Genomic DNA, 15,339 nt, shown 5'->3' with positions numbered 1-15,339 from the left:
TGTTTCTTCCTCCTCCCTTTGAATGATTGCGCACGCAAGTCTTTACAAACGAAGACCGATTTTCGAACTTTAAAATTCAGAATTTTTAATATATTTTGTCATGGGATTTCAATTCCGTCAACTCTGTCTCTTTTTCAAATGACATCCGTTTGTTTTTTCGTACGGCGACCTTGAAAATACGTAGATAAATAAATGCCAACAATAACGAATCCGAGTCCGACCACCGCATTCCACGGAATCGTTTCACCGAGTAAAATCCCTGACAACATGACTCCAAATAAGGGAACTAAGAAGATATAGAGTGAAATTCGACTGACCGGATTGTATTTCATTAACGTGTTCCACAATGTAAATCCGATCGCTGACAACATCGCCAAGTAAAACAGGAACGCAATCGTCTGTGCGGTGTACGGCATGGAAACACCATTCGGGTCTAATAGATAGCCGATCAGCAGTAACCCAACTGAACCGATCACCATCGCCCAAGCCGTCATCGGGGCAACATCATACGTCTTCGAGTAGTCCTTCGCTATCAAGTTCCCGAATGCTCCGGATACCATCGCCAAGATGAGTAAAATCTCTCCTAAGCCAAAACCAACTTCAGATCCGGTCGCCGGCCAGTTTGCGATGACAATTCCGGAAAAACCAAACGTCAAAGCAAACCCCTTCAATCGATTCAATTTATCGTCTTCATATCGGAAATGAGCGAGAGCCATTTGGAAAAACGAAGTAGAACCAGCAATGATCGATCCCTGGACCCCGGTCGAAATGGAAAGTCCGATATAGAAGAACAAATATTGTAGAAACGTCAAAAATGAACCGAGATGCGCATACGCTTTAACCTTTTCACGTGTCAATCGAACAGACCGTTTCAATACGGTCTGACTGATGATGAGCAATAGAATCCCTGCGAGTAAAAAACGCTCGCCAGCGAACAATAGTTGTTGCCCATACTCGTTCGATTGAATATCAAGCTTCTCATAACTCAACTTGATGAATGGGAACGCACTCCCCCATAACAACGTATTGAAAATCGCCAATAACGCCACCGTCCAAGGGCGTTCAAATATATTTTGCATGACACAAAAACTCCTTAATCTTTTTATTTGTGAGTCACTGATAAGCGTGATAAGATAAACCTAGATAATAATCATTATAAATAAAGGATTCAGATTAAACTTCTATAAATTCTTTATTTCAAGCCAATTGAAGATGATAATCATCATCAGTCATTATCATTTAATCGAGATTTATTCTCAATTAGAAAGAAGGGATTATCGATGAACGTCCAATCGGTTACGCACGAAAAAAGCCACGTTTTCAAACGGGCTAGCTGGTACGAACATATTGAATTGATCATGGCGCTCATTAGCGGTGTATTGATTGTACTCGCTTATATCGCCGAAACACAAGGCGGAGCGCCTTGGATTCATGTCACACTTTACTTATCCGCCTTCTTCATCGGAGGATACGCAAAAGCGAAAGAAGGGATTTCGGACACGATTGAGACGAAATCGCTGAATGTAGAGCTTCTCATGATTATCGCCGCCATCGGTGCCGCTTCGATTGGGTACTGGATGGAAGGGGCAATCCTCATCTTCATCTTTGCTTTATCCGGGGCACTCGAGACGTATACGATGAACAAAAATGAACGTGCCCTCGAATCGTTAATGGAATTACAGCCGGAACAGGCGACTCGTCTAACAGACACTGATGAACTCGAGGTTGTTCATATCGACGACCTTCGTGTCGGAGATCGGATTTATGTCCGTCCTGGTGAACGCATTCCGGTCGATGGAAAAATTGTAAAAGGCAATGCTTCCGTAGAAGAAGCCGCTATCACAGGCGAATCCGTCCCTGTCGATCGTCAAGTCGGTGATGACGTGTTCGGATCGAGCGTCAACTTGAACGGAGTATTGACGATCGAAGTGACAAAACTTGCGACTGAAACGCTGTTCCAAAAGATCATTCAAATGGTCCAACAAGCACAAGAAGAGAAATCACCGTCTGCACAGTTCATCGATCGATATGAAGGACGTTATGTTCAAATCGTGCTCTTCTCTGTTGCGGCCATCATCATTCTCGGACCGTTCGTCACGTCGTGGTCTCTTGAAACGAGCATCTATCGCGGCATGATCCTTCTCGTTGTCGCCTCCCCTTGCGCACTCGTCGCTGCCATTACACCGGCCGCGCTGGCTGCCATCGCCTCTTCTGCAAAACACGGGATTCTCTTTAAAGGTGGTGCTCATATCGAGAATATGGGACGTCTAAAAGCGATTGCTTTTGACAAGACCGGGACACTCACAATTGGGAAACCGATTGTGCAAGAAGCGCTCATCTCACCTTCATTAGAAGAAGAGGACGTCAACCGAATTGTCAGTTTGATCGAAGAGCATTCGATGCATCCACTTGCTGAAGCGCTCGTTTCCTACACCGGAAAACATACCGGGGAAATGACACACTTCAAAGACATCACAGGCTCCGGAATTGAAGCAACGATTGACGGGACGACGTATCGGGTCGGAAAACAGAAGTTCGCTGACCGAAGCGGTGATTTCTTTAAAAATGATGTCGAACGATTGAAAGAGGCCGGTCATACACTCGTCTTCATCAGTGACGAGACACGTACAATCGGTGCTTACGCCTTACGTGACACGCTACGACCCGAGGCAAAGGTAGCAATCAAGCGACTGAACGACTTAGGGATTGCGACCATCATGATTACCGGAGACAACGAGGCAACCGCTCGCGCTATTGCGAACGAAGCTGGATTGACACGCTATATCGCCGAATGCTTGCCTGAAGAGAAGGTTTCGCAAATCAAGATGTTACGAGAGGAATATGGAACAATCGGGATGATCGGCGACGGAATCAACGATGCGCCTGCCCTTGCGACAGCCGACGTCGGGATTGCCATGGGCGAAGGAACGGATGCCGCACTAGAAACGGCAGATGTCGTCTTAATGAAAAACGACCTCGTCCGATTGAGTGACGCCATTCGTCAATCGCGCAAATTAAATCGAATCGTCTTACAGAACGTCGTTTTTGCACTCGGTGTGATCCTCGTTCTGATCGCAACGAACATCTTTGAGTTACTCATCATGCCGTTCGCGGTCGTCGGACATGAAGGTTCCACTATTTTGGTTATTTTGAACGGTCTTCGACTCCTCACGTCATCATGGGAGTGATCTATTCGACAAAATGGAATCGATGATTGAAACAATATGTCGATTTCGTTATAATTGAAACAATGTGTCTACAGACTGAAACTGATCGAAAGATTGACTAAAGGTGGTACAAGATATGAATACGATTGCAGTCATCGGCAAGGTTTTTGTCGATATTAAAGGGACTTCCTTCGCACCGCTCCACAAAGATGCGAAAAATGTCGGCGACATCACTTTCTCCAATGGCGGAACAGGTCGAAACGTTGCTCAAAACTTAGGTGTGCTCGGCAACGATGTCCGCTTCGTCTCGACCGTCACGAACGACCAAATCGGTGTCGGTGTCCTCGAAGAATTACGTTGCTTGAATGTAAACGTCGATGGGGTCGACATGCTTGACGATAATGGTATGGGAATGTGGCTCGCTGTAATGGACAACAACGGCGATCTTCAAACATCTATTTCGAAACAACCAGACGAAGCCCGTATGGAAGAAGCGATTTTACGTCAAATCGATACGGTCTTCGAAGAGAGCGACGCGGTCGCCATCGATTTAGACTTATCGGTCAACGTCTTGAACGAGACGATTGAACTATGTCGTGAAATGGATTTACCGCTTTATGGTGTCTGTGGCCATCTATCCGTCATCGAACGAAACCGTCATTTGCTTCAAGGATTCACAGGATTCATCTGCAGTCGTGAGGAAGCGGAAATTTTGTCCGACATGTCAATCGTCACAGTGGACGATGCCCTTCGCGTCGCGGAAGTACTCGCCATGAAAGGTGCCCCCCTCACAATCGTCACGATGAGTGAGCTTGGCGCTGTATATGTCGATCTTCGTACGAACGAACAAGGTCACGTCCCGACGACAAAAGTGAAAGTCGCCGACTCAACAGGGGCGGGTGATTCATTCTTCTCCGCTGTCATCTCGGAGCTCATGAAACAACATTCGATTGAAGAGGCGCTTCGATTGGGCATGCGCGTCGCAGGAAAAGTCATCGCCTCTCACGAGAACGGATTGACGCAAGAGATGTACACATCATTAGAACAACCTACGCAAGAATAAATAGAACGCATCGGCGAATCGTCGGTGCGTTTTGTGCAAAATTACAGGAACGAAAGGAACGATCTCAGTGGTTCGAACGAAATTAAGAAGCGCGATTATTTTAATGAATGATCAAGATGAAGTGGCTTTGATCCGTCGCGAGAAAGAAAACGTCCTCTATTATGTTTTTCCAGGTGGCGGAGTCGAATATGGGCATACAACAGAAGAAACAGCCGTACGTGAAGCATTTGAAGAACTCGGTGTTCACGTAGAACTAGAAGGAGTCGCTGCCCATGTTGCGTTTAATAATGAGTTAAATCCTTATTATTGGGCGAAGATGACAGGTGGTGAATTCGGAACCGGGACAGGTGAAGAGTTCCAAGAAGAACAGACTAACGGATCGTATACACCGATGTGGATCAAACGGTCTGCACTCCCTCATCTCCCCGTTCGTCCACCTTCACTTGCTGAAAAACTCGCCTCACATGAGGAACGCTTTTATGATTTGACCTTATCGGAGGAGTAATCAGGTGTACACCCTGCCGAAATCGGGAAACGTTTTTTAACGATTGAGTCAGGAGGGTTTTATAATGGCAATGACAGAAGTGAAGGAAAAAAAGAATTGGCTTTCATTTGGGAAAGAGTTATTTCGACGATTTCAAGAGCATGATGTACAAGACTACGGGGCTACCCTCGCATTCTTTTGGTTTTTATCCATTTTTCCTGGAATCATCTTTATTTTGGCGCTCTTGTCCTTTTTCGATGTCTCACAAGATTCGTTTCAGAATCAATTGAACGATTTGGCACCCGGGTCCGCAGCTTCCGGGTTTTTAACGGGAATTTTCGAAGCAATCGGCGAACCGCGAGGCGGTCTTTTATCGCTCGGTGCGATTTTGGCGATTTGGTCCGCCGCAAAAGGGGTCGACCGTCTCATCACGACCTCCCTTCATGCTTATGGTGAAGACAATGAACGTAACTTTTTTGTGAAAAAAGGGTTGGCACTCGGATTGACGATTCTCCTTGGAATCGGGATGCTACTGCTGATTCTTTCGAACGTATTTGGTTCTCAAATCATTTCGTTCGTCACTGAGTATTTACCCGTCAATATCACCGGAGCCGAAGAAATGATGATCAACGTGTTTCGATACGTTCTTACGACGGTTGTCCTCATTTTAACGCTCTCGATTTTTTATAAAGTATCTCCACAACAGCACGTCTTTTGGAAAAGTACCATCCCCGGTGCCATCTTCGGTGTCATCGGTTGGCAAGTCGTCTCATTTGGTTTCAGCCTATACGTTTCAAACTTCGGGAGTTACGACTCGACTTACGGTTCACTCGGAGGAATCATCGTCACGTTGCTCTGGTTACAATTAACCGGGATGATTATTTTAATCGGATCTGAAATCAACGCGACATGGATGCGCTTCTTCAAGACACCGAGTGAACAGGAATACGAACGCGACTTCAAAAAGAACAAAAAGAAAGCGAAACAAAAGCAAGAGGAAGATAACTTTGACGACATCCCGACGAACACGTACGGATAATTCAAAAGGAGCACGTTCAAGCTGAACGCGCTCCTTTCTTATGCTTCAATCGGATCAAGACGTCCCGTCGCCGGGTCAATCACGAATCCGTGTACATTCGTTCCTGGTGGTAACAGTGGATGGTTATTAATCAGGTTAACAGAATGAACGACGTTCTCTTCAACTGAATCAAAGCCATGTAGCCACTGCTCCAAATCCATTCCTGAAGACTTTAGCGTCTTCAACGTTTGCGGGTCGATTCCACGACGCTCCATCTCTTCGATGACGACAGTCGGTTCAATCGCCGCCATCCCACAATCGTAATGTCCGACAACGACAACTTCTTCTGCTCCTAGCGCATAGAGTGCGACCAAAATCGATCGCATGGCCGAACCGAATGGATGCGACAAGACCGCACCCGCATTTTTAATGATTTTAGCGTCTCCGTTCTTAAGTCCTAGCGCTTGAGGTAATAGTTCCGTCAAACGTGTATCCATACACGTCAAAATGACGATTTTTTTATCCGGGAATTTATCAGATACGAACGGTTCGTACTGTTTTTCCTCTACGAAACGTTTATTGAATTCAAGCATTTCTTTTACGACTGACACGTTAACGCCTCCTCTTTTTTACAACACAAATCTTGAAACGATGAGTCCGACGACCATCCACGCCCCGAACAGCGTATTGACTTTCGCTGTCATCGCCATGGCAGGCATCAACGCGGCCGGTTCTGCCTTCTGCCAAAACCGTTGAATCGCCCGGATCATGACCGGCACCGTAAAGAGTGACAGCAAGACCCATGGAGTGACGCCATAAAACATGACGGCGACGATGATGCCGACTAATGCCGCGATAAAGAACGCTGCCAATACATACACCGCACGTCGATGACCGACCAGACACGCAATCGTTTTTCGGCCATTCTCTTTATCGTTATCTAAATCACGGATGTTATTCGCAAGTAAGATTGCCCCTATCAATAAGGCCATCGGGAACGACACGAGTAGCAACTCCGTAGTCACCGTATTGATTTGGATAAAGCCGGCAATCCCGATGATGACATATCCCATGAATAGCCCAGCGACAATTTCACCAAACGGCGTATAGGCAATCGGTAGCGGCCCTCCAGTATATAAGTAGCCGACAAGCATAGACAAGGCGCCGATCCAAAGCAAATGCCAGCTTGTGGATGCCGCAATGTAGAGCCCGAGTAGTGCCGCAATCGTATACATGCCGAGCGCAATCGCTAATACTTGCTGTGGTGTAAATCCATCACGTACGATGGAGCCTCCGATTCCGATGGACCCCTCATGATCAAGACCACGCTTGTAGTCATAATACTCGTTAAATAAGTTCGTCGCGATTTGAATAAGGACAGATGCCACTAACATGGCAAGGAAAAGTCCCCATTTGAGTTCGGTTTGATCGAGGACGATGAACGTCCCGAGCAAGACCGGAATAAAGCTTGCGGTCAGGGTATGCGGGCGAATCATTCGCCAATATGCCCCTTTCGATTTCTGTTTCATTTCGTTCCCTCCCTTCGTTAGTTTACGTCTCGATGAAAAAATCTGTCAACGCCAGCCCATTATCCTAGATTCTTGATCATTTCCCGAGCATTTCATAGGCAGGTGTATTGCGAACTCATGATACACTAAAGAGTGAGAATTCTATCGGATTGAGGAGGCTTTTCTTTTATGCCAGATACTCAAACACATATAAAACAGCGAATTGAGCAGGCCCATAAACGGGCGCGAGCTTGGCAACGGCCTGTCCTCGCATCATACACATGGGAAATCTCGGCGTTCGATGCTTTTCAAATCATCCAGAACACCGATACGTCCCATTATTATTTCATGACACCAGACCGGACGCTCGAAATGCTCGGTTGCGGGGACGCACTCGTCTTGAGCGCTTCTGGACCCGAACGATTTCAGCGACTTCAATACGATTGGAGTCTTCACCGACGAGATGTCGATGCGACAATCCACGCGTTCGCCGGTTTTTCATTCGACACGTTTATGCGACCACAAAAAAGTATGTGGGATGCCTTTGGGGAGGCATCACTCGTCGTCCCAAAATTTTTATACCGTCGCTATAAAGACCGACACACGTTGACAGTGGCCACTCTCGTCTCTTCGAAGCAGTCGGTCGAACAGTATTTGATTCAATTGGCAGATCAGTTGGCCCAGTTCAGTTCACTTCGTCCGACGGAAGAAGCGACGCCGTCTTATACAAAAGTGAAAGATGGGGTCGATCACTTCAAGTCCAGTTTCCAACAGGCTAAACAGTTGATTGAAGAAGAACGAGTTGAAAAAATCGTGATTGCCCGCGAAGAAATTTATCAGCGTTCCGATGATGCGTTCCCCTTCGCAAAAAGTTTGAAGCATTTAGCAGATCATCAAGAATCTAGTTACATCTATTTGTATCAACCAAAGCGTGACACTGGTTTCTTTGGGGCGACTCCTGAACGATTGATTCAAAAAGAAGGCATGCAACTGAACACTGCTGCCATCGCCGGGACAATCAAGCGTCCGAAAACCGAGATCGAGGCAGAAATTGCGAAAGAGAAACTCCTAAACGATTCAAAAAATCGTGAGGAGCATCAAATTGTCGTGAAAGACATCAAGCAGGCGTTGACACCCTATACTGCACCGATTCAAACACGAGATACTCCGCAAATTTTGGCAAATCGCTCGGTGTTCCATCTACACACCCCAATTCAAGCGACACTCGAAACAAATGCTTCCTTGCTGTCACTTGCGGAATCGCTACATCCAACGCCAGCACTCGGCGGCTCTCCGAAGCGGACATCGGTCCGATTGCTTCGTGAAATCGAGCGATTCGACCGCGGGTGGTACGGTTCTCCGTTTGGTTGGGTAGACAATGAAGGCGACGGCGAGTTTGTCGTGGCAATCCGCTCTGCACTCGTTCAACACCAATTCGTCGCACTGTATGCTGGATGTGGGATTGTGAAAGACTCTGCACTCGAGCAAGAGCTCGAAGAAACAGAAATAAAAATGAGTCCAATCAAACAAGCTTTGCAGTTTGATTTACACAATCAAGGAGGCACCCTAGATGAATAAGGTTTTGACCGATTGGGTCGCATCCATGGTAAATCGGCTTGTTGCGTCCGGTGTAAAAGACGTGGTCATCAGCCCAGGATCCCGCTCGACTCCGCTCGCTGTAGCGGCATATCTTCATCCTCAGATTCGTCATCACATCATCGTCGATGAACGATCTGCCGGATTTTTTGCTCTTGGACTGACCCGTGCGTCAGAAACAATTCGCCCGGTCGCATTGATTTGCACAAGTGGAACGGCGGCAACAAACTACTATTCGGCTGTGACAGAAGCGTTCATATCGCAGTTGCCACTCGTCGTACTGACAACCGACCGTCCTCATGAACTGCGCAATGTCGGGGCTCCACAAGCAATCAATCAAGTCCGCCTCTACGGTGAACAAGTGAAGACGAGCATTGATTTGCCTGTTCCAGAGGAGACAACGTTATCGTTTATGAAACAAACGATTACCCGCTTCACGAATCTGTCAATGCAAGCACCGATGGGACCTGTTCATTTGAATGTACCGTTTCGAGAGCCTCTGCTTCCTGATCTCGAATCCTTGAAACAGATGTTAAAAGCTGACCCTGTCTTGCCAGAAAGACAGCGTATTCGGCCGACACAGGCAGACAAAAACATTTTCTCGGAATGCACGAGTCAAAAACGACTCGCCTTCGTCGTCGGGCCTTACACCCCGACATCTTGGCAGAAATCCATTGTTGAATTCGCTTCCGAACGACAGATCCCGATTTTTGCCGATCCTCTTAGTGGCATGCGACGTTTCGACGGCGTCTTGACCAACTATGACACGTGGCTCGCGAGTGAGCATCGGACTGATTGGCTGCCTGAGGTGTTCGTCCGTTTCGGGGCTGCACCTGTTTCGAAACGCTTCAATCAATGGATGGCCATGGCGGACCAACTCGTCATCGATGAACCGGGATCTTATCGCGACCCAAGTAGCCGAGCCACCATCTGTTACGGCGACGCACTCGATTTTCTACCGCTCATCGCATCCGTAAACGAACCTCGGTACCTTGAACGTTTACGCTTTTTTGAAGAGGTTGCCGAGTCTGCAAAATCGTCACTTCAAGGTGAAGCGGAATTGACGAAACGATTGCTCGATACATCGATTGAGCGTCTATTCGTCAGTAATAGTATGCCGATTCGAGATATAGATACATCACTGTCTGCCGGCACGAATATACACGTTCTCGCCAATCGAGGCGCAAACGGAATTGATGGTGTGTTATCCACTGCACTCGGAAGCAGTTATGATACGGCTCACGGCGCTTTATTGATTGGTGATTTAGCGTTCTATCATGATAGCAACGCCTTGCAACTGTTAAAGCATCATCCTGGAAAATTTTCCGTCGTGATTGCTAACAATAACGGTGGAGGGATATTTTCCTTCCTCCCGCAGGCTTCTGTCGACACACAGTTGTTCGAAGATTTGTTCGGCACACCGCTTGATTTAAATATCCGTGGATTTGCTGACACATATGGCTTATCGTATCGCCTAATTGAACGACCGGATGAAATTCAAGAAGCGATTGAAGATGGTGTTCATTTAATCGAATTCCCATCGAATCGTGAGGAGAATGTGGCGATCCATCGAGGTTGGACACAATCTGTCTGCGCTCGCCTCATCACGGAGAACGAATCATGAACATCGATTTACGTGGCGTACGTTATGAAGTGATTCATCGCGGTGAGGGAAAACCGGTATTATTTTTACACGGATTCACCGGAAACGCCCATTGGGTCGATTCGCTCCCTGCATTATCGATTCGTCTTGTGTCACCGTCACTCCTCCAACATGGCGCAACGGAGCACCCTTCAGTCAATCGTTCGACAATGAGTCAGCAAGTTAAAGATTTGTCCCGCTTACTGGATACGGACGACCGACCTTGGACAGTCGTCGGCTATTCACTCGGTGGGAGAATCGCATTGACACTCGCCGCATGCGACGAGCGTGTCGAACATGTCATCGGGATCAGCACGACCCCCGGTCTGCTCACTTCTAAGGAACGAGCCGCACGCCGCCGCCAAGATGCAGAATTGGCTCACTTGATTGAAACCAAGGGTATCGCTGCATTCGTGAATCGTTGGGAGAACCTTCCGCTTTGGCGACAGACGGAAGACATGAAACGTTCACTCCGAACAGGTCGGCTCGCCCAACAACCGAATGCCCTCGCAAACAGTTTGCGGTCAATCGGTACGGGACATATGCCATCGTTATGGGGCACATTGCAGCGTCTCCCCCGTACCGACTTGATTGTCGGGTCAGACGATCTCAAGTTCAAAGCCATCGCAAGATACATGCAGGAAGAGCGACCAGATATTAAAATCTATGAAATTTCAAACGCAGGGCATGCTCCTCATATCGAGAATGCATCAGAGTTTGGTACAATAATAAAGAAATTGATTTTAGGGGGTATTTAAAATGGAATCAGTAGCGAACTGGACATCGGTCCGGACGTATGAAGACATTAAATATGAAACGTGGAACGGGATTGCCAAAATCACCATCAACCGTCCCGAAGTGCGCAATGCATTCCGTCCGTTGACGGTCAATGAATTGATTGATGCATTCGCTCGCGCGCGCGACGATAAAGAAGTCGGCGTCATCATCTTGACAGGTGAAGGCGAAAAGGCATTCTGTTCAGGTGGTGACCAAAAAGTTCGTGGACATGGCGGCTATGTCGGGGAAGATGAAATCCCACGCTTGAACGTCCTCGACCTTCAGCGCTTGATTCGTGTCATTCCAAAACCGGTCATCGCCATGGTCGCAGGTTTCGCAATCGGCGGAGGACACGTTCTTCATGTCGTCTGTGACTTGACGATTGCAGCGGACAATGCTCGCTTCGGACAAACAGGTCCTAAAGTCGGTTCGTTCGATGCAGGATACGGTTCTGGATACTTGGCACGGATCATCGGCCATAAGAAAGCTCGTGAAATCTGGTACCTTTGCCGTCAATACGATGCACAAGAAGCACTCGACATGGGACTCGTCAACACGGTGGTCCCACTCGATCAACTTGAAGCAGAAACGATCAAGTGGTGCCAAGAAATCTTACAACACTCACCTACAGCGCTTCGCTTCTTGAAAGCAGCAATGAACGCAGATACAGATGGTCTTGCCGGACTTCAGCAACTCGCTGGAGACGCAACGCTTCTCTACTACACGACAGATGAAGCAAAAGAAGGACGCGATGCGTTCAAAGAAAAACGTGACCCTGACTTCGGTCAATTCCCACGTTTCCCTTAATTGTTGAGAGAGTAGCGATTTCGCTACTCTTTTTTTGGAGGTGACAGCTATGTATGAATGGATTCGGAAACACCCAGCGTCACATCTCGCCCTTGTGACAGCTGACGATCGATTGACATGGGCAATGCTACGCACGGAAAGCCTTCAACTTGCCCAGTTCATCCATGAACAGACACCCACCGCCAAACGAATTGGCATATTCGCTAAAAACAGCAAAGACTATGTCATTGCCGTTCATGCAGTACATCTGCTCGGAAAAGTGCTTGTTCCGTTGAATACACGGCTGACCGAAGAGGAAGTGCGTACTCAGCTACAAACAGCAAAAGTGGACCTCCTTCTCGTTGACGTAGAAATCGATTTGTCTATCACCCAACTCCTGATCACACGCCGGACCACTTCATGTTTCACCGTGACCCATGAGTGGAATGAAGATGAAACCATGTCTCTCATGTTTACGTCCGGAACGACGGGTCGAGCCAAAGCGGTGCAACAGACGTACGGGAATCACCTCGCTAGTGCCCGAGCCGCTGAAGCGCATTTAGACTATCGTCCATCAGACCGGATGCTCGCGGTGACCCCGCTCTTTCACATGAGTGGACTGTCTCAAGTGTATCGGAGTGCCATCATCGGTTCGACGCTCTATGTCGAGTCACGATTCGATGTCGATCGAACACTTCACGTCATCGAGACAGAAGGCATCACCCAGCTATCACTCGTCTCAATTATGCTGCAACGATTGCTCGATGCTGGCCTGAAAAAGCACCGACTTCGCACGTTACTCGTCGGAGGCGGACCCGTCCCGCGCTCATTACTAGAAGAAGCAGAACGACGCAAGTTACCGATTGCTCAGACATACGGGATGACCGAGACGTGTTCTCAAGTCGCCACGCTGCTCCCGAGCGAAGCGCTCTCGCATATCGGTTCGAGTGGTCAGGCAATCGCCCCAACAAGTATTCGAATTAATTCAGACGGAGAAATCGAAGTAAAGGGACCAACTGTGACGAAGGGATACTTCGAACAACCTGAATCAGATGCTTGGACACCCGATGGTTATTGGCGAACGGGTGACCTCGGCATGATGAGGGATGGCTATTTATATGTACACGATCGCCGAACCGACCTTATTCTTTCAGGTGGTGAAAATGTTTATCCGGCTGAAATCGAAGCCGCCATGTTACGCTGTGCCGGTGTTCAAGACGTCGGCGTCACGAAACAGTCGCATCCGACTTGGGGAGAAGTCCCGATCGCCTTCGTCGTCGGCTCCTATGATCCAGCCGAGATGCAGCATGTTCTCGACTCACAGTTGGCTAAATATAAGCACCCGATCGCCATCCACTACGCACCGAATTTACCACGAAACGCGAACGGAAAATTAATGCGCCATCGCTTAAAGGAGCTACTGTCATGATCAAACGTGCTGAGCTTTCCATCGTCCCTTTGACGTTTAAACACCCGATTGTGACGGCACACGCCGTCTTATCTGTCCGAAGAACGCTTATCCTCCGTCTAGAGACCGTAGACGGTGTCATCGGATACGGAGAAGGTGCCGCTTTCGAAACACCTTGGTATACGGAAGAAACGACCCAATCCATGATCGATACGTCTAAACTAATTCTCAATTTATTGAAAGGGATGACGGTCACAACGGACGTGTTTCCGAACTTGGTCTCGTCCATCATCGGTCAGCACATGGCAAAGGCGATGTGGGAAAGTGCACTCTGGGAGATTGAAGCAACGCGCGCGAACAAATCACTCAAGTCATTCATGAGCGCCGGAGATTCCGTTTCCTGCGGACGAACAATCGGGATTGGGTTACTGAATCAAACGATGAAATCCATCGAGACGGCATTAGCTGACGGATTCGAACGCATCAAATTAAAGGCATCTCCTAATGAACTGGTTCCTGCCCTACGTGAGATTCGCGCGGTCTTCCCTGACGCGCCTCTCATGATTGATTTAAACGGAAGTGCGTCCGATCAACCGATGGAATGGTTCGAACAACTCGATGCCCATCGGTTATTGATGATCGAACAACCGTACCCAAGCCGACAATTCACAAAATCAGCGGCTCTCCAAGCAAAACTCACGACCCCCATTTGTCTCGACGAATCCATCACGTCTTATGACGACGTGGATACGATGGCACAGCTTGGTGCCGGAAAAATCGTCAACATTAAACCCGCACGTGTCGGTGGGCTTAGCGAGGCGCTCCACATTCGAAAACACGGAACGCCATACTGGGTCGGTGGCATGTATGAATCCGGTATCGGAAGATATCATACACTCTTGTTTGCTTCGTTAAGCGGCGCGAGCTTCCCCGCGGACATGTCAGGCACGAGCGCTTATTTCGAGCAAGATTTACTCGATACCCCGCTTGAAGTGGAGAATGGAAAGTTGACTCTTCCGGATTCCGTACAACCAGATTGGAATGTGATTGAACGGTTACGCGAAGAAGTGATTACATTGCAAACATGAAAAAAGGTGCGGTTCACGAGAACCACACCTTTTTTACGTTAACGGAACGATCCCGTTAACACTTCATATCCATCTTCTGTGACAACAACTGTATGCTCGAACTGCGAAACAAGACTCTTGTTCGGAGTGAAGAGCGTCCAACCATCCTCTTCCGATTGATAGACGATTTCATCCTTTGTCGAGATGAACGTCTCAACAGCAATCACTTGCCCGGCTTTTAATAACTGATTTTCTTCTCGACTATAATAGTTCGAGATCGTCTCTGGCTCCCCGTGCAATGTCCGACCGAGACCGTGTCCGGCCAAGTTCCGGATGACCGTGAATCCATTCTTTCTCGCGTCAGCGTAAATTGCTTTACCGATCTGATTGACTTTCACACCCGCCTTGACCTTGCTGAGTCCCGCTTCTAATGAAGTCAAGGATACTTCGACCAAACGTTCGTGCTGGGGTGACTTCGCCGCCCCCGCAATCACTGTACGTCCCGTATCGGCATAATATCCATCCTTCACAGCGGAGACGTCGACATTGACGATATCGCCCTCTTGAATGACTTCATCTCCCGGAATACCATGGGCAGCAACGTCATTGAGCGAGATACATGTGTAACCTGGAAATTCGTACATCGTAATCGGTGCAGAAGCTGCACCTTCATCTTCTAAAATACGTTGTCCGATCGCATCTAATTCTTTTGTCGTCATACCGGGCTTGACGGCTTTCGCCATCTCATCTCGCGCAAGTGCGACGATTCGCCCGATTTCGCGCAGTGCATCGTAATCATAATCTAGCATCGTCCATCTTCCTT

14 protein-coding genes are annotated in these 15,339 nt (G+C 48.0%); 10 read left to right on the top strand and 4 right to left on the bottom strand.

Annotation, left to right across the window (positions count from 1 at the left end; all coding sequences use genetic code 11):
* Positions 1-134 precede the first annotated feature (134 nt).
* Positions 135-1,079 carry a DMT family transporter gene (locus tag GVY43_RS14565; RefSeq protein WP_074037719.1) on the bottom strand — a complete coding sequence of 315 codons (945 nt, stop codon included), beginning with the start codon at positions 1,077-1,079 and terminating at the stop codon, positions 135-137.
* A 201-nt stretch (positions 1,080-1,280) separates the two neighbouring features.
* On the opposite strand from GVY43_RS14565, the gene GVY43_RS14560 reads away from it, so the two are divergent.
* The 4 genes from GVY43_RS14560 to GVY43_RS14545 all read left to right on the top strand — a co-directional run bounded on the left by GVY43_RS14560 (position 1,281) and on the right by GVY43_RS14545 (position 5,753).
* On the top strand, positions 1,281-3,188 hold the full coding sequence (locus tag GVY43_RS14560; protein ID WP_159563572.1) for a heavy metal translocating P-type ATPase: 1,908 nt from the start codon (positions 1,281-1,283) through the stop codon (positions 3,186-3,188).
* A gap of 115 nt (positions 3,189-3,303) precedes the next feature.
* Entirely contained in the window at positions 3,304-4,230 is a 927-nt protein-coding gene (locus GVY43_RS14555) for a PfkB family carbohydrate kinase (RefSeq protein ID WP_031421089.1), read from the top strand.
* Between the two features lie 67 nt (positions 4,231-4,297).
* Positions 4,298-4,735: an NUDIX domain-containing protein gene (locus GVY43_RS14550; RefSeq protein ID WP_051829356.1), complete on the top strand. Its 438-nt coding sequence runs from the start codon at positions 4,298-4,300 to the stop codon at positions 4,733-4,735.
* Between the two features lie 64 nt (positions 4,736-4,799).
* Positions 4,800-5,753, top strand: coding sequence for a YihY/virulence factor BrkB family protein (locus GVY43_RS14545; protein ID WP_074037721.1), 954 nt, complete (start codon positions 4,800-4,802; stop codon positions 5,751-5,753).
* 38 nt (positions 5,754-5,791) lie between these two features.
* Here the strand turns inward: GVY43_RS14545 and GVY43_RS14540 are convergent, their stop codons facing one another.
* Both GVY43_RS14540 and GVY43_RS14535 read right to left on the bottom strand, forming a co-directional pair.
* Positions 5,792-6,325, bottom strand: coding sequence for a carbonic anhydrase (locus GVY43_RS14540; protein ID WP_074037968.1), 534 nt, complete (start codon positions 6,323-6,325; stop codon positions 5,792-5,794).
* A gap of 36 nt (positions 6,326-6,361) precedes the next feature.
* Entirely contained in the window at positions 6,362-7,261 is a 900-nt protein-coding gene (locus tag GVY43_RS14535; protein ID WP_031421085.1) for a 1,4-dihydroxy-2-naphthoate polyprenyltransferase, read from the bottom strand.
* A 168-nt stretch (positions 7,262-7,429) separates the two neighbouring features.
* Here GVY43_RS14535 and GVY43_RS14530 point away from each other — a divergent pair, with 168 nt between their 5' ends.
* From GVY43_RS14530 to menC, 6 genes are read left to right on the top strand one after another with little or no spacing between them, the layout of a single operon-like run.
* Entirely contained in the window at positions 7,430-8,818 is a 1,389-nt protein-coding gene (locus GVY43_RS14530) for an isochorismate synthase MenF (RefSeq protein ID WP_159563571.1), read from the top strand.
* Positions 8,811-10,460 carry a 2-succinyl-5-enolpyruvyl-6-hydroxy-3-cyclohexene-1-carboxylic-acid synthase gene (menD, locus tag GVY43_RS14525; RefSeq protein ID WP_159563570.1) on the top strand — a complete coding sequence of 550 codons (1,650 nt, stop codon included), beginning with the start codon at positions 8,811-8,813 and terminating at the stop codon, positions 10,458-10,460. Before GVY43_RS14530 ends, menD begins: the two co-directional genes overlap by 8 nt.
* On the top strand, positions 10,457-11,236 hold the full coding sequence (locus tag GVY43_RS14520) for an alpha/beta fold hydrolase (RefSeq protein WP_159563569.1): 780 nt from the start codon (positions 10,457-10,459) through the stop codon (positions 11,234-11,236). The genes menD and GVY43_RS14520 overlap by 4 nt, the downstream gene beginning before the upstream one ends.
* Position 11,237: 1 nt before the next feature.
* A complete protein-coding gene (menB, locus tag GVY43_RS14515) occupies positions 11,238-12,062 on the top strand; it encodes a 1,4-dihydroxy-2-naphthoyl-CoA synthase (RefSeq protein WP_015880852.1) in 825 nt (274 codons plus the stop codon).
* A 49-nt stretch (positions 12,063-12,111) separates the two neighbouring features.
* Positions 12,112-13,470, top strand: coding sequence for an o-succinylbenzoate--CoA ligase (gene menE, locus GVY43_RS14510; RefSeq protein WP_159563568.1), 1,359 nt, complete (start codon positions 12,112-12,114; stop codon positions 13,468-13,470).
* Complete coding sequence (gene menC, locus GVY43_RS14505; RefSeq protein WP_078146358.1) at positions 13,467-14,537, top strand: o-succinylbenzoate synthase; 1,071 nt, start codon at positions 13,467-13,469, stop codon at positions 14,535-14,537. Before menE ends, menC begins: the two co-directional genes overlap by 4 nt.
* Before the next feature lie 38 nt (positions 14,538-14,575).
* Here the strand turns inward: menC and map are convergent, their stop codons facing one another.
* Positions 14,576-15,325, bottom strand: a complete 750-nt coding sequence (gene map, locus GVY43_RS14500; RefSeq protein ID WP_074037728.1) for a type I methionyl aminopeptidase — start codon at positions 15,323-15,325, stop codon at positions 14,576-14,578.
* Between the last annotated feature and the right edge of the window lie 14 nt (positions 15,326-15,339).

This window comes from Exiguobacterium sp. 8H (assembly GCF_902506255.1).
Lineage (GTDB): Bacteria > Bacillota > Bacilli > Exiguobacteriales > Exiguobacteriaceae > Exiguobacterium > Exiguobacterium profundum.
Note: the sequence above shows the minus strand (reverse complement) of the source record. Positions and strands in the feature narration are given on the sequence as shown.

Bases quoted from the DNA above. Each gene is read 5' to 3' on its own strand.
- GVY43_RS14520 (WP_159563569.1), top strand. From the start codon at position 10,457: ATGAACATCGATTTACGTGGCGTACGTTATGAAGTGATTCATCGCGGT.
- map (WP_074037728.1), bottom strand. From the start codon at position 15,325: ATGCTAGATTATGATTACGATGCACTGCGCGAAATCGGGCGAATCGTC.
- GVY43_RS14555 (WP_031421089.1), top strand. From the start codon at position 3,304: ATGAATACGATTGCAGTCATCGGCAAGGTTTTTGTCGATATTAAAGGG.
- GVY43_RS14560 (WP_159563572.1), top strand. From the start codon at position 1,281: ATGAACGTCCAATCGGTTACGCACGAAAAAAGCCACGTTTTCAAACGG.
- menE (WP_159563568.1), top strand. From the start codon at position 12,112: ATGTATGAATGGATTCGGAAACACCCAGCGTCACATCTCGCCCTTGTG.
- menB (WP_015880852.1), top strand. From the start codon at position 11,238: ATGGAATCAGTAGCGAACTGGACATCGGTCCGGACGTATGAAGACATT.
- GVY43_RS14545 (WP_074037721.1), top strand. From the start codon at position 4,800: ATGGCAATGACAGAAGTGAAGGAAAAAAAGAATTGGCTTTCATTTGGG.
- GVY43_RS14530 (WP_159563571.1), top strand. From the start codon at position 7,430: ATGCCAGATACTCAAACACATATAAAACAGCGAATTGAGCAGGCCCAT.
- GVY43_RS14565 (WP_074037719.1), bottom strand. From the start codon at position 1,079: ATGCAAAATATATTTGAACGCCCTTGGACGGTGGCGTTATTGGCGATT.
- menC (WP_078146358.1), top strand. From the start codon at position 13,467: ATGATCAAACGTGCTGAGCTTTCCATCGTCCCTTTGACGTTTAAACAC.
- GVY43_RS14535 (WP_031421085.1), bottom strand. From the start codon at position 7,261: ATGAAACAGAAATCGAAAGGGGCATATTGGCGAATGATTCGCCCGCAT.
- menD (WP_159563570.1), top strand. From the start codon at position 8,811: ATGAATAAGGTTTTGACCGATTGGGTCGCATCCATGGTAAATCGGCTT.
- GVY43_RS14540 (WP_074037968.1), bottom strand. From the start codon at position 6,325: ATGCTTGAATTCAATAAACGTTTCGTAGAGGAAAAACAGTACGAACCG.